Here is an 18769-nt window from a genome sequence, read left to right as displayed (position 1 = left end):
TAATAAGATGAGCGTTTCCGCACTTTCTTCTGCGCCACCTTTCATGGCGTCGGGTGGCTCCTTCGGGGCCATGCTGCGTGGCTGGCGTGAGCATCGCCGCTACCGACAGATGGAACTGGCGCTGGAGGTGGAGATTTCCGCCCGACACCTGAGCTTCATCGAAAACGACCGCTCCCGTGCCAGTCGGGAGATGATCCTGCGGCTGGCAGAGTTTCTGGACATTCCGTTCCGGGAGCGGAACGATCTGCTAATAGCGGCAGGCCATGCGCCTGAGTATGGCACGCGTTCTTTGACGGATTCCTCACTCAGTGAGGTGCGGCGGGCGGTAGGGCTCATGCTCTCCAGCCTGGAGCCCTGTCCCGCCCTGGCGGTGGACCGGAGATGGAATCTCGTGGAAGCGAACCGCCCTGCCAAGGCGCTGCTGGCTGGAGTGCCTGCGGAACTTCTGCGAGGGGATGTAAACGTCCTGAGGGTGAGTCTGCATCCCCGAGGGCTGGCCTCGCAGATCCTGAACCTCTCTGAGTGGCATGCCTATGTCTTGGGCCGGCTGCGCCGTGATATCGCCATGACGGGTGACCGCGAGCTTCAGAAGCTGCTGACAGAGCTGGAATCCTACGTCTCTCCCAACTCCAAGGCCCGTGCCCCGAGCGAGCGAAAACGGAGTGGTGAATCCAATGGGGAACTGCCTGTGCTCGTGCCATTCCGTCTCCGGACCCCGGTGGGGGATTTGTCATTCGTCAGTACCACCACCGTCTTCGGCTCCGCTTTGGATGTGACGGTGTCTGAGATGGCCATCGAGTCCTTCCTGCCGGCGGACGATGCCACGGCTGAGGCTCTCAAGCACTTGATGCCTCCAGACTCCTGAGGGGCGCTCTTCTGGGAAATCTCCGCAGAGGAAGCTGGAGTTTTGGCCCGGATCGGGCTAGAGCAGGCATCATCTCATGCTTCAAATCAGCCAGTTCCGCCTGCCCATCGATCACACTGACGACGACCTGAAAAAGTCTGTCTGCAAGGCGTTGGAGACGCGTCCTGACCGGCTGGGCAGGATCAAGATCAAGCAGCGGGCGGTGGATGCCCGAAAGAAGAATGAGGTCCTGTTCTGCTACACACTGCTCGTCGAGGTACCGGAGGAAGAGCGCGTTCTCCGGCGGGTGGGCAAGCCGGGGCGCATTGAGAAGGCCCCGGACGAACGCTATTTGGAACTGGATCGACTGACGTCCGAGGCCGCCAGCGACACGGCTCCCAAGCCCAAGATCGTGGTGGTGGGCACGGGCCCATGCGGACTCTTCTGTGGCTTGCTGCTCGCACGACAGGGGTACAAGCCCATCTTGCTGGAGAGGGGCAAGGCGGCGGGACCCCGCGCAAGAGATGTGACCGGCTTCTGGCGGCGTGGGTGGGCGTTCGATCCCAACTCGAATGTGCAGTTCGGGGAGGGGGGCGCAGGCACCTTTTCCGATGGCAAGCTCTACACGCAGATCCGCGACCGGGAGAACCGCATCCCCTGGATCTTGAAGGAACTCGCCAAGGCGGGAGCTCCTGAGGACATCCTGGTGAAGAGCCGGCCACACGTCGGCACTGACCGTTTGATCAAGGTGGTGCGTACCATTCGCGAGGAGATCATCAGTCTGGGAGGTGACGTCCGATTTGAAACCCGGGTGACGGATGTGGTGCTGGAAAACGGGGTGATGCGCGCCGTCAAAACCGACTCAGGCGAGATCATCGAGGCGGAGCGGTTTGTCTTTGCCGTGGGGCACAGCTCCCGCGACACCTTTGAGGCGCTTCACAAGAGCGGGATCCCCTTTGAAGCCAAACCCTTCTCTGTGGGGGTGCGTATTGAGCATCCCCAGGATCTTTTGGACCATTCCCAGTTTGGGAAGTCGGCTGGGGACCCCAAGTTGGGTGCTGCGGCTTACAAATTTGTGGCGCATGCGCCGACCGGGCGGGCGGCCTACAGCTTCTGCATGTGTCCCGGTGGGCTGGTGGTAGCTGCCAACTCAGAGCCCGACATGGTGGTGACCAACGGGATGAGCAGCTACGCCCGTGCAGAGTCCAATGCCAATTCAGGGTTCATGGTGGATGTCCGACCAGAGGATTTCGCGGCCAAGAATGTGCTGGGTGGGATCGACTTTCAGCGGAGCCTGGAGCGTCGGGCCTTCGAAGTCGGGGGACGGAACTACCATGCTCCGGCCCAATTGCTCGGTGACTTCATGCGTGGTAAAACCAGCACGGGTCCGGGGAAGGTCAAGCCATCCTATGAGCCGGGCGTGTTCTGGACGGATCTCCGGGAAGTGTTGCCGGACTTTGTGTGTGACACGCTGAAGGAAGCGGTGCCCATGATTGAAAAAGGGCTCAAGGGATTCACGCTGGATGACGCGGTGATGACGGGTGTGGAGACCCGCAGTTCCTCGCCGGTGAGGATTCCCCGTGATTCGGAGACCTGCGAGTGCGTGGGAGTGAAGCATTTTTATCCGGCGGGTGAAGGCGCGGGGTATGCAGGTGGGATCATCTCTGCGGCCGTGGATGGCATGCGCGTGGCGGAGAAGATCATTGCGGGGATACAGGGGTAGGTTTGGGGGCTCCAGGTTGTTTGTGTACGTCAAGTGCGCGAACCCATTGACCGCTTGGCCTGACCCTCGATTTGTGTTTGTGTTTCACGACGGCGACTGAGCCGACGGGGACCGTCGGACTACTCCCGAAGCGTCGACTTGAGGGAGGAGACAAAAAAGGCGTCTCGCGCATTCACGCGGGACGCCCAGAAGAGCATTGCTGAGGCGGCGGCTTAGGGAACCACTTCGCCGGAACCCGTGTAGATCCACTTCTCGACCTTGCCGCCGAAGACACGGGCTTGGGCCTGGGTGTCGAAGTCGCCGAACATCGTCTTGGTCGTGTAGTCCACGATGATGGTCCAGTATTCCTTCTCGTCGATCTTCTCGAGCGCGGCATCGCCCCACTTCTTGATGTTGGTGGGAGTGATTTCCGTCACCTGACCGGCCTTCATGCTGGCGAGGAGGATGTCGTAGGTGCCTTCGGCGTTCTTCGCGGGCTTGTCACCACGGGTGGCGACGGCAGGGCTGGAGGCGGCCGTGGCCTTGGCGTTGCTGGCGGAGTTCTGGGCGAAGAGGAACTGGCGCTTCAGCATGGCGGTGCGGTCCACCTTCCAGCGCTCGTACACATCCGTCAGCACGGCCTTGAGGTCCGTGTCATCCATGGACACCGTGGCGCGGGCCGGCGAGGTCGGGGTGGGGGCGACGGTGAGGTGTTCACCGTTCTGGCCGATGGCGGTGGCGATGCCGCCGGCGGTCATCTTGGAGCCGAACTTGTTGCCATTGATCTCCGCCATGAACTCGACGTTCTTCATCAGCTTGATGGGACGGGGGAAGGCTGACTTCGGAATTTCCGCCCAGTTTTTCACCACCTGTTCGATCGGCGGGAAGTCAGGGGCGAGGAAGCCGTCAGCGTCGGGCTTCTTCACTTCAGCGCCCAGGCCTGCCGTCATTGGGGGCGGGGTGGGCATGGGTTCTGGCTTGGGCGGCTCCGGTTTGGGCGGCTCAGGCTTGGGTTCAACCTTCATCGGCTTGGGTGGTTCCACCGCCACCAGTTCAGGTTGCTTGACCTCCACGGTCTGGGGTTTGGGCTTTTCCAGACCAAAGTAGTCCGCCACGGGCGGATAGGCATACTGGAAGCCGACAAAGCCGACGCCGAGGAGGAGGATTAGAATGCCAAGGGCTTTCATGGGTGGGTTAGATCAGCGCACTGAGCGGATGTTGGGGGAGGGAAAAGGTACGGCTTGCTGGGAGGTTTTCAATATTCAGCCGTTGAAAAAATAGCGGAGGATATGGTAGTACAACGGGGCGGAAAAGCAGAGGGAATCGATCCGGTCCATCATGCCGCCGTGTCCCTCGATCAAAGTTCCCCAGTCTTTGATGCCTCGTTCGCGCTTGATGGCAGACATCACCAGCCCGCCAAAGAAGGCGACGAGGCAGAGCAGGAGGGAGACTCCAAACGCCTGAAGCGGAGAGAAAGGAGTGAGGCGATGCATCAGTGCCCCCAGCAGGCTAGCAGAGAGCACTCCACCAATCAGACCTTCCAGGGTCTTTTTCGGGCTCAGTGCTGACACCGGGGTCTTCCCGAGCAGCTTGCCCCACACATACTGGAGCACATCGCTGCCCTGAATGACGGCCACGAGGAAGATGATGAGTCCGGCGCTGCCCATCTTGAGAGGGGGCAGGTTGTCCAGATTCTCAAGCATGGGGATGTGGCTGATGAAGTACACGCAGACCATGAGGCCCCATTGCGTGCGCGCGTTGCGCTCCAGAAACTCCGTCACGTCCGGCGTGAGCACCGTGACGATGGGGATCAGGATGAACGCATAAACAGGGATCATGATGGCGAACATCCCGTACCACTGGGTGGCGACCAGCCAATACTGGTAGGGAAGGATGACAAAGAAGGCGGCAAACAGGCCCCAGTGGTCACCCCTGCGCGTGGGGGTGGCGGTGATGAACTCCCGCAATGCCAGAAACGAGATCAAGGCGAAGATGATAGTGGAGCCCGCTCGATTGAAGGACAGCGCGGTGAAAAGCACAATCACCATGACCCACCAGCTGTTCACGCGGGATTTCAGGTTGGCCACAGTCGCTTTACCCCCCTCGCTTTTCACCCTGAGCCCCAGGAGGAAGCTGATGGCACTGGCCAGAAAGAGCACCCCGAACACCGCAATGAAGAGATTGCGGGTGACGTCAGAGCTGTAGTTGATGGAACTGAGGAGGGGCACGGGAAGAGGCTGGAAAGGCGCTGGGTTCGAAACGGATGGGACGGGAATTCGTTAGACGGGTCCTCAGGCGGGGCTGGGGCTGCCCCCGTGGGCATGGGGCATCAAACTCAGCACCGCTTCACGAGTGCGACGAAGGAACTCGGGTTTCTTTTCCCCCTCCTCCAAACGAAGGGGGGCTCCGAATACCACCGTGCTGATGAGTGGGATGGGAAGGAGGTGGCCCTTGGGAAGGATGCGGTTGAGATTCTGCAGGTAAACTGGGATCAGTTCCGCTTCCGGCACCTTGTTCGCCAAGTGATACAGGCCAGGTTTAAACTCGGTGATGTTCCCGTCCAGGCAGCGGGTGCCTTCTGGGAAGATGATGAGAGACTGTCCGGCCCGCAGGGCATCCGCCATCTGGGAGATCGGATTCTCCGTGCGGGAAATGGCCTCCCGGGCGATGAGGAGGGAGTTGAAGATGCCGCAGGCGATCCCGCGGGTCAGGCGGGTCCGCCCCCAGTAGTCACGGGCCGCCACCGGGCGGGTGCGCTCCCGGGCGGCGGATGGCAGGGCCGCCCAGAGGGTGGCAAAGTCCAGGTGACTCCCGTGATTGGCGAAGTAGATGCGCAGTTTTTCGCACTTGGGGTCACAGCCTGCCCACACGGCGTTGGCGCCGGTGATCAGCTTGGTCAGGAAGATTGAGGCGGGTCTCAACATGGGCATCACGGGTTCGTTGGAGTATTCTTGTAAAGATCCCGCGAAATAATACACAGCCTCCTCCAGCAGGTGAAAACACAGCCCACCACGATGATGGTCAAGGCGGCGGTCATGACGATGTCCGCCTTGCCGTCAGGTCGGATCCATAGCTCTGCGATGCTGCCCAGGCAGGCAACGGTGATCACGGCCATGCGGTGTTGCTTGGCCATGGGGCCGGCAAAGGACTGATTCCCAGTGAGCGTTCCGCCCAGCACCCGGATGTAGGCTGTCATCACGGCCAGGACGGCGGCCACCCAGCCTAGAGGCATGCCCCAGAGCTTGATGATCCAGTCGCTGCTGTAGCCTGCGGCCATGAGGATCAGGGGATCAGCAATGCGGTCGGGCACCTCGTTGTAGAGTCCTCCGACCACGCTCTTTTTGCCCCCTTCGATTGCCACCATGCCGTCCAGAAGATTGCAGAGCAGACGCATCTGGATCCCCACGGCGGCACCGATCCAGAGCAACGTGGCGGCAATGGGGCAGCAGGCCTCGCTGGCAGTCATCATGCAGACCACGCTGATGAGGGCGAAGACCACGCTGAGTACGGAGATGGCGTTGGGCGTGAGGCCCCACGCGTCCACTTTGACGGCCAGACGTTGCGCCCATGGTTTCTCACGGGACTTCAAATAGCGCCGTGCTCCCATGCCTCCAGGGGTCTCTTCTTGCATGGCGCACTGTTGGCGGATTCGCCCTCCATGCAATGCGATTTGTTGAAGGTGGCAACTGGCAGCCATTGGGCATGACTTCCTGCTTCTCAGATCGCCCTTCCTGCCTATGCTGCCGGGATGCCCCAGTCTCAGCCCCAGCGCCTTTTCCTCCTGGACAGCATGGCCCTGCTGTACCGCGCCCATTTTGCCTTGATTCGGAAGCCGATTTTCACCAGCGATGGCGTGAACACCTCGGCCTTGTTCGGCTATGCCAATGCGCTGTTGGATATCCTGCAGAACCAGAAGCCGACCCATCTAGGTGCCGCCTTCGACACCAGTGCGCCCACTCCGCGCCATACGATGTTTCCCGCTTACAAGGCCCAACGGGAGGAGATGCCGGAGGATCTGAGCGTGGCCATTCCTGCTGCCAAACGCCTGCTTAAGGCCATGCGGATTCCCGTGCTGGAGGTGGATGGCTGGGAGGCGGACGACATCATCGGCACTCTGGCGCACCATGCTGAAGCCCGGGGCGGCTTTGAGACTTACATGGTGACCCCTGACAAGGATTTTGGCCAGCTCGTGACGGAGAACACGCTGATCTACAAGCCAGGCCGCCAGGGTTCGGACACGGAAATCTTGGGGGTCAAAGAGGTCTGTGAACGCTGGGGCGTGAGCAACCCTGGGCAGGTAATTGACCTCCTGGGCCTCATGGGAGATGCCAGTGACAACATTCCGGGCATTGCCGGGGTGGGTGAGAAGACGGCGGCCAAGCTCATCCAGCAGTTTGGGAGCGTGGAGGCCATGCTGGACCGGGCGGATGAAATCGAGGGGAAGCTCAAGGACAAGGTCAAAGCGGGCGCAGAGATGGCCAGGATCTCCAAACAACTGGCGACGATCATGGTGGATGCGCCGCTGACGGTGCAACTGGATGATCTGGCCGTGCAGGGATTTGATGACGAAGCTCTGAAGGCAATCTTGGTGGAGCATGAGTTCAATGCGCTGGGCCGCCGCCTCTTCGGAGACGATTTCAAGGCGGGAAGGGGGCGTCAGCTGGGAGGTGGGGCTGCACCTGCCTCTGCGCCTGCACCTTCGGTGAAGAAGTCCAAAGGCGGAGACCTGCAGGGCGATCTGTTTGGTGCGGGCACGGAGACGATTCCGGTGGCTGCGGCAGGGGATGAAGGTTCAGCGGAGGCGATGGCTGATGCCGCCGCCGCGTCTCATCTGCCTGGGTTGAAGATCATCCATGACGTGCCGCATCGCTATGAGCTGGTAAAGACGGCGGAAGAACGGAAGGCATGGCTGGAGAAACTCGCAGGCGTGGAGGCCTTCTGTTTTGACACCGAGACGGATGGACTGGATCCGCTCTCCGCCCGCATGCTGGGCATTGCCTTCAGCATCGCTCCTCATGAAGGTTGTTATTTCCATATTCCCGAGGAGCGGGATGAACATCTGGCGGTGCTGAAGGAGGTGAAGGCTTTCCTGTCCACCTCGAAGGCCGAGAAGATCGGTCACAACTTGAAGTTCGACCTGCGGGTGTTTTTGGCCCATGGCATTGAGGTGGCCGGACCCTTCTTCGACACCATGCTGGCGCATGCGCTGGTGGAGCCGGATCAGCGTCATGGCATGGACTACCTGAGTGAGCGTTATCTGGGCTACAGCCCGGTGTCGATCACGACGCTCATCGGGGAGAAAAAGGGCGCGACGCCGCAGAAGAGCATGGCGGAGGTGCCGCTGGAGCCACTGGGCGAGTACGCTGCGGAAGATGCGGATGTGACGTTGCAGCTATCCCAGAAACTGCGTCCTGAGCTGGAGCGGCTGGGATTGATGAAGGTGTTCTATGAGATCGAGGCGCCCTTGCTGCCGGTGCTTGCCCATATGGAACATGAGGGGGTGAAGGTGGATGTGCCTACGCTGGAAGACTTCGGCAAGGAGTTGCTCAACCAGGCCAATGTGCTGAAGGGACGCATCCAGGGCTATGTGGATTGGCCGTTCAACCTGAACTCGCCCAAGCAGCTCGGGGAGGTGCTCTTTGACCACCTCAAGCTGATGGAGAAGCCCAAGAAGACAGCCACAGGGCAGTACCAGACCAACGAGCAGACCCTGCTAACCTTGCAAGGGCGGCATCCCATCATCGATGACATTCTGGCTTACCGGGAATGCACGAAGCTCAAGAGCACGTATGTAGACGCCCTTCCTGCGGCGGTGAATCCTCTGACGCACCGAGTGCATACGACCTTCCACCAGCTCATGGCGGCGACCGGACGCATGGCCTCGACGGATCCCAACCTGCAAAACATCCCCATCCGCACGGATCAGGGCCGGGAGATCCGCAAAGCTTTCGTGCCCGAGAAGGAAGGCTGGGTGCTCATGAGCGCCGACTACTCCCAGATCGAGCTGCGGGTGATGGCGGAACTGAGCTCTGATCCAGCCATGCTGGAGGCGTTCCAGGAGGGGCATGACATTCACCAGGCCACGGCGGCCAAGGTGTATGGGGTGGCGCTGGATGAGGTGCTGCCGGAGATGCGGCGCACGGCCAAGATGGTGAACTTCGGCATCATCTATGGCATCAGCGCTTTTGGCCTGAGTCAGCGGTTGGGGAATACGTCCCGGTCGGACGCGGCGCAGATCATTGAGAACTACTTCAAGCAGTATCCCGGCGTGAAGCGGTACATGGAGGACATTGTCACCCAGGCCCGCACGCAAGGGTATGTGGAGACGCTCACGGGTCGGCGGCGGTATCTCCGTGATATCAACTCTTCGAATATGACGGTCCGCAGCGCCACGGAGCGGGTGGCAATGAATGCCCCCATTCAGGGGACGGCAGCGGACATGATCAAGCTGGCGATGGTGAATGTGGCGCGTTCATTGAGAGAAGGCGGATTCAAGACCCGGATGCTCCTCCAGGTGCATGATGAACTCCTCTTTGAGGTGCCGTCAGACGAGGTGGAGAAGGTGAAGCCGTTGATTGAGCAGGGGATGAGAGATGCGCTGCCGCTCAAAGTGCCTGTCCTGGTCGAGGCTGGCACCGGCAAGACCTGGCTGGAGGCGCATTGAGGAGTCGGGGTTATGAGTTATGGGGTTGAGGCTTGAAGTTTGAGTTTTGAACTTTCAAGTTTTCAGCCCCTTTTTCACAACGCCTTCGACTGTAGTTTTCGTGAGGTGATGAATGCGTAGCCAAGAGCCAGGGCGGACCAGCCGAGCAAGAGAGTCAGCAGCGTCCAGAAATAGGGGACGGCATCAAGACCGGAGAGCTTGATGACGATCAAGAGCACGCTGATGCCCATGAGGATACGGCCGGCGAAACGATGCGTCCGGTTCCAGACTTCGGGAGACTCCAGGGTCCATGGGCAACGGATGCCGATGGTATAGTTGGGGCGCAGCTTGCCGAAGTAGTTTCCCAGAAACAAGAAAAGCAGGGGAATGCCATAGAAGATGGTGCCTTTGATGACCTCCAGGTTGCCCCATGAGGCGTAAACGATGCCCACGGTGCACGAACCCAGAAAGGTGCACACGGCCAGCATTGACTTGCGCAGCACATTGCGAACCTGGGCGCGGGTGTCCGGTTCGTACTTGGCCATCTTGGGATCAAAACGGAACCAGACTAGCGTGGCCACGGTGACCAGAATGGAGGTGATCGGCAGCAGGAGCACGCCCGGCAGGCGGTTCATGAAACCATCTGGACGGAAGTGGATGTTGAAATGAACGGGCACCCGGTCAGGGATCTGTGGCCAGACGACGGCGAGATACACGAGAGGAGCGGCGAGCACCACGATCTCGGGCCAGTGTTGGATCAGTTGCTTTTTCATGGGATTTGGGTGACTCGGCAGGTTTGGATGCCGTGAGACTTAGCAGCCAGCGGACGGCGTCTTCCACCACGCTCGTGGCCAGGGAATAGATGACGAATTGCCCCTGTTTTTCGGAGGTCACGAGGCCCGCCCGTTTCAGCAGATCCAGGTGATGGGAGACGGTGGGGCGCCCCAGCTTGAAATGCTCTGCGATGGCTCCGGCGGGCAGGTCACCACCCCGCAACAGATCCAAAATAGCCCGTCGGGTGTCGTCATTCAGCGCTTGGAAGAGAGTCGTCACAGGATTGATTCGATATTTCGACAATCATCGAAATGATTGGCGATGTCAAGGAGGCCAAAAATATTTTGTCCAACGGGCAAAATATTCTGCCTTTTGTTCAACAGCCCCATCCCTTCGCACGTTAAGGTCCCGAGATTTAAGTTCGTACATACATGGTAACAACCACTTTTGACGCCCATGCCCGGTGCAGCCGACCCATCGGTTCGCAGGGAAATTCACTCCAGGGCCCGGGCAGATACGCCGGTTGGTGGAAGGGGTTCTGTGCGGCAATCTTCCTGTTGGCCACGAGCTCGGAACTTCCGGCGGCGAACATCTACTGGGGTGGCACGAGCGACGGAAACTTCCAGACTTTGGGAAACTGGTACACGAATGTGACGCAGACCACGGCGGCGTCGGCCCTCCCCGGGGCATCAGACATCGCCACCTTCAATGCCCAAGGGACGGTGACGAATGCCATCAGCACGCTCGGGCAGTCGCTTGCCCTCCAGGGGATGCTCTTTAATAGCAACGCGTCAGGCAACATCACCCTCGGTACGTTGAATGAATTCGTCGTGACGTTGGGCACGGCAGGGATCTCCGTGCAAGCTGGCAGCGGGAGCCATGCGATCAATTCGGGAGTGACGGTGGGGAGCACTCAGTCATGGACGAACAATGCGGGGAGCAACAAGGTGCTGACGGTGGCGGGAAACGTGACATTGAGTGCCAACCTGACCCTTGCGGGTGACACGGGGATCAATGTGACGGGTCCGATCACCGCCACGACCAACCGGACTCTCACGATCTCCAACACCAGCGGCGCAGTCAATTTGGGGGCGGTGAGCACGACGAACACCCAGACCTTCACTGTGCAATCAGGAGCGGTGGCGACGGTGAATGGAGTGGTGTCGGGGGCGAACTATCACAAGGATGGAGTGGGAACCCTGACCTTCGCAGCAGCGAATACCTTTACCGGCAACTTGCGCATCCTCGATGGCAAGGTGGTGGTCAAAGCCTCAAACACCGCCAATCATCAGCTAATCTTTGGCAACGCCTCAGGTGGGGCGGGCTCAAATGGATTTGGCACCTTCGAACTCGACAACACGGTGGCGGATGTGAACTACCGCATCTCCACGCTCTATGTGCATCCCACCAGCGACGGAGCGGTGATTCAATCCACGGGCGGCGCCTTCGCCGCCAACCTCTTCCTCAACGCAACTCGCGACTTCATCGTCAATGAAACGGCGTCGGACATCGATCTGCTGGTCAAGGTGGGGATTGCCAACGGTGACGGCACGGCACGCAGCCTCAACAAGCGGTCGATCGGCACCATGGTGATGCAAGGGGTGAACAGCTACACCGGCACCACCTCGATCGCACGTGGCAAACTGGTGCTGGACTACAGCGTGAACAACGGCAACAGCCGGCTGGCGGATGCCGCGGTCGTATCCATGAGCGGAGGAAATTTGGAACTGCTCGCGAATGGATCAGCCTCCTCGGCTGAGACCGTCGGTTCATTGACACTCGGTTCAGGAACCAACGGAGTCAAGCTGGTGGAGAATGGCGCCTTTGGTGTCACGCTGACAATTGCAGCGGGCATCAGCCGGGCCGCACCCAGCTCGTCCAGCGGCTCTGGCGTGGTGAACTTTGAGCTGGGTAGCGCAAGTCTGAACAAAGTGGTGTCCGTGGGGGGCTTGGGGAATGACGCCCGTGGCATTCTCGGTGCGTGGGCAACGGTGGGAGGAGATCGCTGGGCGACGAAGAACGGCAGCAATGAAATCGTGGCCCACGCGGGCACGGTACAGAGCAATCAGTCGGCCTGGGCGGCCCTGGATCATGTGGTGGTGGACTCGGTGCTGACGGGCACATTGCGGACAGCGGAGGTGTCCTCATTGGTGTTCGACGCGCCAGTCGCCAACAACCTGGTCATCAACAATGCGGCGGCAGCGCTCATGTTGGGATCTGCCGGGGTGCTCGTGAGCGACGATGTGGGGGCCAATGCCACGACGATCTCGGGAGGCCAGCTGCTGGTACGCAATGCCACTCAAGGCGCCAACGCTGAGCTGGTGCTCACCAACTATTCTACAGGCACTCTTTCAGTGACCTCGCATATCGGCGCCAGCAACACCACGCAATCGGCCACGCTCAATCTGACGCTGGCTGGCACGGGCCTGATTGAGATTGCCGGAAACAACTACTACAACGGCATAACCAACATCCAGGGCAACGTGCGGGTGAGTGGGGGCAATGCCTTCAACGACTACGCCGCACTGGTGATGGCGGCCAGCGGGCAGATGACGACCCTCGGGGCCACGTTGAACCTTAATGGCTCCACGGAAATCGTGGGGTCACTCCAAGGCGGAGCGGCCACGGATGACACCTATGCCGAGTTGGGGCGAGGTGAACTGTCGTTGGGCACCGGGGGCACATTGATTGTGAACCAGTCCTCGAGCAACTCGTTTCACGCCCGCATCAGCGGCAGTGGCACACTGGTCAAACGGGGCAGCGGTACTTTGACGCTTTCCACAAATGGCAACCACACCATGACGGGAGAGCTGCGAGTATTGGGAGGATTGTTGGATCTCACAGGAGGCAATGAAGGATTCATCAACATCAATACCATCCGCCTCCGGGGTGGCCAGCTTCGGGTGGAGCAGAATCAAGCCGCTCAAGTCAACAAGCTAAATAACAGTGCGACGCTCGTTCTGGAAGGCACGTCGGGCGACGGCTACCGCATCACGGGCAACCAGAATGCCACCCGTACGGAGACGGTGAACATCCTTGAACTCCAAGGTGGGGCGAACACCTTTACTTTGAGCCATTCTCTGACGGCGAGCGCAACGAACAACGCAGTGCTGACGACCTTCGCGTTTGGCAGTACGGCGACGGGCAACTTTGTGCGCAACAACGGGGCCACGCTCCTGGTACGAGGTGCCAACTTGGGTGGCACCGCCAGTGCCACCACCACCGCCACACGGGTGACCTTCGGCAGCTACACCAAGCTGGACAGCTTCTTGATCGGGGATGTGAGCAACAGTGGTACGAAACGCAAGATTCTGCCGTTCATCATCTCTGACAGCTCGGCCACTGGCGCTGGAAACACCTTTGTCACCCGGGACACGAATGGCCTAAGAGCACTGGATGTTGGCACCGAATACGTGGTCTCCTATGCGGGAGCAGTGGCGGGCGACAACGTATCGCTCAACAGCGCCGTGGCGACAGCGGGCACGGCGACAGTCAACGCTTTGAGATTGGATGCTAGCGCCGCAGGCTTCAGTGTGACGGGGGCAGGTGGAGGCACCAACGTCCTGACCCTGACGAGCGGCGCACTGTTGTTCACGGCAGGTGCCACCGACAATGACGTCACGATCAGCGGGTACGATCAAATTCTGGCGGGCACTGCAGACGCCGTGGGGGATGAACTGGTCGTCTTCACCACCAGCACGCATGCGACAAACCCAGCAGGGGCGACGCTCACGATTGCTTCCCAGATTGCCAACCAGGGCACGGCGGCGACCGCAATCACCAAGGCCGGGAATGGCACCCTGGTGCTGAGCCACGCAAACAATACTTACTCGGGCCCCACCACCATCAACCAGGGAGTGCTGGAGTTTGGAGCGGCGGGCAGCCTTGGCAGTGGCGGCGTTGTCATGGCGGGAGGAACGCTGCGCTGGGGTTCGGGAAACAATGCTGACATCAGCAGCGGCCGTTCGGTGGAGCTGCTGGGGACTTCCGTCTTCCTCACTCCAGCCGGTGGAGGCAACATTCTGAATGTGGGCAATGTGTTCGACGTAGGGGCAAACAACGTCAGTTTGAGTGGGGCGATTGGAAACAACGGCTACGGAGGACTGACCAAGATTGGTGCTGGAACCCTTTCACTTTCTGTGGCACCCACTTATAAGGGCGCGACGGTGGTGGCCCAGGGTGCAATGAATTTCCAGACCATCGCTGCGAACACGACGGAGGCTCTGTACCTGGTGGCGAGCAGTGGCACGGTCTCCTCCATCGTTGAGAGCGGCCTGAATGTGCAGTCGCTGATTGTGGGCGGAGTGTACGGCACGGCTCAAGGCATGACGGGGCAGCTGACCGTGAACGGTGGCACAGTGAACATCGGCGATGGCAGCAGTGATGATTTCCTCCTCATCGGCTATCGTGACGCCTCTGCATTGGGAGGCGTCGACACAACGAGCAGCACCCGAGGGGATGCGAATTTTTCGGCCGCCAGCTCGGTGAACATCAATGTGAGCCGGATTCTGATTGGGGCCTACCAAGGGATTGTGCCCACTACCAACTCCTACACGGCTACTGGGGGCCTTGTGCTGTCCAACACAGCCAACACCATCACCGCGGGCACTTTCATCATCGGCTTCGCTCCCACTGCGGTGGTCAATACAAATACCGCCTCCGCGGTGAATTTGGGAACAGGCTCCACCACCATCAACGTGGATTCCTGGGTGATAGGGGGGGAGCGGTCCAAGGCCACGGTATGGATCGGTGGCGGTGGAAGCCTGACGGTGAGAGGACAGGCTGGTGGGGAAACCGGTGCCAATCTTTTCATTGGCGACAACGATATGGTGGCGACGGGAACACCTAACATCTCATCTTTGGATCTGACAGGCGCTTCATCCGTGGACATGAAGCTGAACCTCCTGGTGCTTGGGCGCATCGGCAGTGCCAACGGGGCCAACGGCTATGGGCAGGGCAGTCTGATCTTCGGCACAGGCATCATCGAAGCCACCAGCATTCGCATGGCGGATCACGACTACTCACAAGCTGGCACCGGGGCCACCACCCCGGCCAACACCAAAGGAACGATCACGCAAAGGGGTGCCTCCACGTTCAGGTTTGGGGAAATGAGCCAGGGTACTGGTGCCGCCACCTACAACTGGGAAGCGGGCACCATTGAGAACCTACAAGGGCGGGATCAACTCAACCAGAATGTCACCATCATGCTCAATGGAAGCGGGGCTGCCACCGATGTAGGGCTGCGTACATTCTCGGTAGGCGAGAACCAGCAATCCACGTTTGAAGCTGCGGCGGAATTTGCTGGAACCGGCTCGTTCACCAAGGCCGGTCTTGGAGAGCTCATTCTGAATGGAATCAACCTGAACTCAGGTAACCTGCGCATTGTCGCGGGTCGCGTTTCCCTGTGCTCCACTGCCACCATGGATGATGTGGCCTGGGTGAATCTGGATTCGGGTGCCGCGTTCGACGTGAAGAACCGAACTGCTTCGAGCTACACCACGGACGCTGTCATTTCAGGCACGGGCGTGATCGATGCCACAGGAGGTACTTTCACTGTCGGAACGGGAGTGGGGGGAACTTCCCGGGTGGGCGTGCTGCGACCTGGGGCCTCCACTGTGGCAAACAGTGCCGCCTCCGCGAGCACCGTCGGAGATGCCACCGGTACTCTCACGGTTCTAGGAGGCCTGAATCTGGCTGGCGACGCAAGCCGGGTGGATCGGGCCATTCTGCAGGTGGGAGGCACCACTCGCAACATCGCCTCTACGTTCAGTTCCTTTGCCACGGTTGGGGAATGGGTGGATTCCATTCCCACCGCTCATGCCAGCTTCTTGGAGGACAGCGGTGGCAACCACGATTTCATCGACGTGCAGGGGGCCTTAACCCTGAATGCCAATGGTGGGATCACGGTGCAGACCACCAACGGATATACGGGAGTCTTCGGGGATGTGTTCAACCTCATCGACTGGACGGGATTCGCCAACAATGGGTTCACGGTTCCGAACCGTTATGACGACGGGACGGTGGCAGGGTTGATGCTGGATCTTCCCACGCTGAGTGCGGGCCTGACTTGGGACACATCCTTGTTCCTGAATCACGGGACGCTGGTGGTGACGCCCGAGCCGTCTCGCATGTTGTTGTTGTTGGCAGGATTGAGCGCGGCGATTTTTCGGCGTCGGAGAATCTCACGGCTTTGAGCGCTACAGGTGTGTGGTTAGTGATCGCCAACTGGGAGTGTATAGCTCTTTACTCGCCACCCGCCTTTCGACCGGGTTGGCCGGAAATCGATCAAAACCGAATGCGAATGGGGCTGCCGTGATGCATCGCGACTGGCAAGCTAAAGCTCCTTGCCAGGAATGCCTTCAGGGTAGCTTGGACGGTTTGTAGAACTCCCTTGGAGTTCCAACCTCTCTGCCAGGAACCCGGGGTGGCGACCGCTTCGCGGTCTGACCCCGGGCTCTTTTGTATCACGCCGTTGGCATGGAGCTTCTGATCTCTGAATGACTCCGGGCCTACAGCCCTCAGTCAGGCGGCATATGGACGTCGCTTGCGTGGGAACTTCTTTTCCAAGATGGCTTTGCCCTAGAGGCCCAAGTCAAGGTTGGAGCAGCCGAAGAAGAACACCGCGACGCTGAGGAACATCCCTCCGAAGAAAAGGCCGAGAGAAAGCAGAACCGGGGATTTGGTTTCAGAATCCAGTTGCAGTGCCCTGGCCAGCACGACACTGGAAATGAGTGTCAGCAGGCAGCCAACGGGCAAGACTCCCAAGACGAGTCCTTGGTCTAGATCAAGCTTGTCGATGAGGGCCTGCGCGATCAATGGATAGGCCACGACTGCTCCAAACCAGACAGTGCAGCCCATGCCAGAGCTGGTAGAGGGGCGCGATTCGAGATCTGACATAACGGCGTGACGAGTTTACGTCATGGAGTGTCAGAGTGGCAATGGGCATGAGGAGGATTTTGCCGAAAGATCGTCCCTGCACCGAAGCGTTTCCCTTGGCCTGTCTTTCCGACCAATGGGGAGACAGTGAACTCACCTGATATTCCCAATACACACACATGAAGAAACTGCTTCCTGCCCTCTTTCTGGCCGCCCTCATGACGGCCCAAGCTGAAGATAAAAAACCGGCCGCCGCCGAAGGCAAACCTTGGAAACAGTGGTTCTCAGACGGCAAGCTGGACGGCTTCACGATTGTCAGTGGAACCGCGAGCTACAAGATCGAAGACGGCGTGCTGGTGGGAACGACGACGGAAGGAAGCCCCAACTCATTCCTCATGAGCCCCAGCTTCAAGGACTTCGAGCTGGAGTTCGAAGTGAAGGTGGACGACGCCCTCAACTCTGGTGTGCAGGTGCGCAGCCATCTGGCCAAGGAAGGTGATCCAGCTCCTGAAGGGGCCAAGAAGCCTCTCCCGGCTGGTCGACTCTATGGCCCGCAGTGTGAGATTGCCGTCAACGGCACCGCCGGTGACTTCTACGACGAAGCGCGCCGCGGCACCTGGTGGAGCGAACTGACCCAGACCAAGGACGCCGTGCGCACCGAGGCGGCCAAGGCCGCCTTCAAGAAGGGCGAGTGGAACCAGTATCGCATCGTGGTGAAGGGTGACCACTACCAGAGCTTCGTGAACGGCGTGAAGGCGGCCGACTTTAAGCAGGCCAATGATCCTGAGGGCCACATCGGCTTTCAGGTCCACGGCATCAAGAAGGGCACCGGGCCGTTCAGCGTGCGCTGGAAGAATGTGAAGATCAAAGAACTGTAGTCGGATCGCTGGATCTTTGGGGGATGAGGTTTCGCTGCAGGCAATTCTGCAATAGGCGAACAACCTCATCCCCTTTTTGCGTTTGAATCCCGATGAAGCGCGAGAACTACAATCGACGTCAGGTGATGGGGACACTCTTGGGTGCGACCACCGCTACCTTGATGACACCCGCTTTTGCGCAGGAGGCGGGTCCATCAGGTGAGATAGAGATCGTGGACACCCACACGCATTTCTATGACCCCACCCGGCCGGAAGGGGTGCCCTGGCCCCAACCGGGAACGTCGCTCTACCGCAAAGTGATGCCTTCCGACTGGAAGGCTCTGGCCAATCCTCTGGGCATTCACAAGACGGTGGTCGTTGAGGCCAGCAAGAGGGTGGAGGACAATCAGTGGATCCTCGAACTTGCGGAGCGGGAGAAATGCATCGTTGGGTTTGTGGGCAACCTGGACCCGGGAACGCCGGAGTTTGGGGACCAGTTGAAGCGGTTTGCGGCCAATCCGGTGTTCCGGGGCATTCGTGTGGGCGGGTCGAGGTTGATCAAAGGGGTGGAGGAGCCGGAGTTTCTCGCGGGCATCAAGCGTCTGGTGGATCGGGATCTCTCGCTGGATGTCAACGGTGGTCCTGACCTGCTGATGGCAGTGGACAAACTTGCGGTGAAGGTCCCCGAACTGCGGATCGTTGTGGATCATGTGGGTGGGGCCGGTGATGCCGCCAATCCCAGCAGCGCCTGGAAAGAAGGGATCAAGGCTTCGGCGCGACATCCCAAAGTGTGGTGCAAGGTAAGCGGCCTGGTGGAAGGTGCGAGTGGCGGGAAGGGGAGTGCCCCCAAGGATGCTGGCTACTACGCACCGGTGCTGGACATGGTCTGGCACGCCTTTGGCGAGGACCGGCTGGTGTTCGGCAGCAACTGGCCCGTCAGCGATCGCGGGGCGCCCTTTCACGTAGTGGTGGAATTGGTCCGGCAGTACATCGAGGGCAAGGGCAAGACGGCGGCGAGGAAGTACTTCTCTGACAACGGGAAGGCAGTTTACAAGTGGATTGACCGTTCCTGA

Annotated in this window: 13 protein-coding genes; 6 read left to right on the top strand and 7 right to left on the bottom strand. The window is 59.8% G+C overall.

The features are described from left to right. Window positions 1–7 precede the first annotated feature (7 nt). A complete protein-coding gene (locus BV034_RS21965; RefSeq protein ID WP_081888020.1) occupies window positions 8–865 on the top strand; it encodes a helix-turn-helix transcriptional regulator in 858 nt (285 codons plus the stop codon). A gap of 76 nt (window positions 866–941) precedes the next feature. After that, entirely contained in the window at window positions 942–2567 is a 1626-nt protein-coding gene (locus BV034_RS21960) for an FAD-dependent protein (RefSeq protein ID WP_050029122.1), read from the top strand. A gap of 212 nt (window positions 2568–2779) precedes the next feature. Here BV034_RS21960 and BV034_RS21955 read toward each other — a convergent pair whose 3' ends face one another. From BV034_RS21955 to BV034_RS21940, 4 genes are all read right to left on the bottom strand, one after another. Beyond that, window positions 2780–3733 (bottom strand): hypothetical protein, encoded by a 954-nt coding sequence (locus tag BV034_RS21955; RefSeq protein ID WP_050029121.1) that lies wholly within the window; start codon window positions 3731–3733, stop codon window positions 2780–2782. 75 nt (window positions 3734–3808) lie between these two features. After that, window positions 3809–4774: a phosphatidate cytidylyltransferase gene (locus tag BV034_RS21950; protein ID WP_050029120.1), complete on the bottom strand. Its 966-nt coding sequence runs from the start codon at window positions 4772–4774 to the stop codon at window positions 3809–3811. Between the two features lie 63 nt (window positions 4775–4837). Then, complete coding sequence (locus tag BV034_RS21945; protein ID WP_081888019.1) at window positions 4838–5476, bottom strand: lysophospholipid acyltransferase family protein; 639 nt, start codon at window positions 5474–5476, stop codon at window positions 4838–4840. Next, on the bottom strand, window positions 5476–6177 hold the full coding sequence (locus BV034_RS21940) for a CDP-alcohol phosphatidyltransferase family protein (protein WP_050029119.1): 702 nt from the start codon (window positions 6175–6177) through the stop codon (window positions 5476–5478). The genes BV034_RS21945 and BV034_RS21940 overlap by 1 nt, the downstream gene beginning before the upstream one ends. A gap of 117 nt (window positions 6178–6294) precedes the next feature. Here BV034_RS21940 and polA point away from each other — a divergent pair, with 117 nt between their 5' ends. Then, entirely contained in the window at window positions 6295–9210 is a 2916-nt protein-coding gene (polA, locus tag BV034_RS21935; protein WP_050029118.1) for a DNA polymerase I, read from the top strand. A 74-nt stretch (window positions 9211–9284) separates the two neighbouring features. Here the strand turns inward: polA and BV034_RS21930 are convergent, their stop codons facing one another. Both BV034_RS21930 and BV034_RS35125 read right to left on the bottom strand, forming a co-directional pair. Further along, window positions 9285–9962, bottom strand: a complete 678-nt coding sequence (locus BV034_RS21930) for an SdpI family protein (RefSeq protein ID WP_050029117.1) — start codon at window positions 9960–9962, stop codon at window positions 9285–9287. Continuing rightward, window positions 9871–10242, bottom strand: a complete 372-nt coding sequence (locus tag BV034_RS35125; RefSeq protein ID WP_081888018.1) for an autorepressor SdpR family transcription factor — start codon at window positions 10240–10242, stop codon at window positions 9871–9873. The genes BV034_RS21930 and BV034_RS35125 overlap by 92 nt, the downstream gene beginning before the upstream one ends. Before the next feature lie 152 nt (window positions 10243–10394). Here BV034_RS35125 and BV034_RS21920 point away from each other — a divergent pair, with 152 nt between their 5' ends. After that, window positions 10395–16157, top strand: coding sequence for an autotransporter-associated beta strand repeat-containing protein (locus BV034_RS21920; protein ID WP_081888017.1), 5763 nt, complete (start codon window positions 10395–10397; stop codon window positions 16155–16157). 385 nt (window positions 16158–16542) lie between these two features. Here the strand turns inward: BV034_RS21920 and BV034_RS21915 are convergent, their stop codons facing one another. Further along, entirely contained in the window at window positions 16543–16860 is a 318-nt protein-coding gene (locus tag BV034_RS21915; protein ID WP_050029114.1) for a hypothetical protein, read from the bottom strand. A 158-nt stretch (window positions 16861–17018) separates the two neighbouring features. Here BV034_RS21915 and BV034_RS21910 point away from each other — a divergent pair, with 158 nt between their 5' ends. Together BV034_RS21910 and BV034_RS21905 are read left to right on the top strand one after the other, a co-directional pair. After that, window positions 17019–17717 carry a DUF1080 domain-containing protein gene (locus BV034_RS21910; RefSeq protein WP_050029113.1) on the top strand — a complete coding sequence of 233 codons (699 nt, stop codon included), beginning with the start codon at window positions 17019–17021 and terminating at the stop codon, window positions 17715–17717. Window positions 17718–17809: 92 nt separating this feature from the next. Next, window positions 17810–18769: an amidohydrolase family protein gene (locus BV034_RS21905; protein ID WP_050029112.1), complete on the top strand. Its 960-nt coding sequence runs from the start codon at window positions 17810–17812 to the stop codon at window positions 18767–18769.

This window comes from Verrucomicrobium sp. BvORR034, assembly GCF_000739635.1.
Classification (GTDB): domain Bacteria; phylum Verrucomicrobiota; class Verrucomicrobiia; order Verrucomicrobiales; family Verrucomicrobiaceae; genus Verrucomicrobium.
This window is presented reverse-complemented; position numbering and strand designations above follow the sequence as displayed.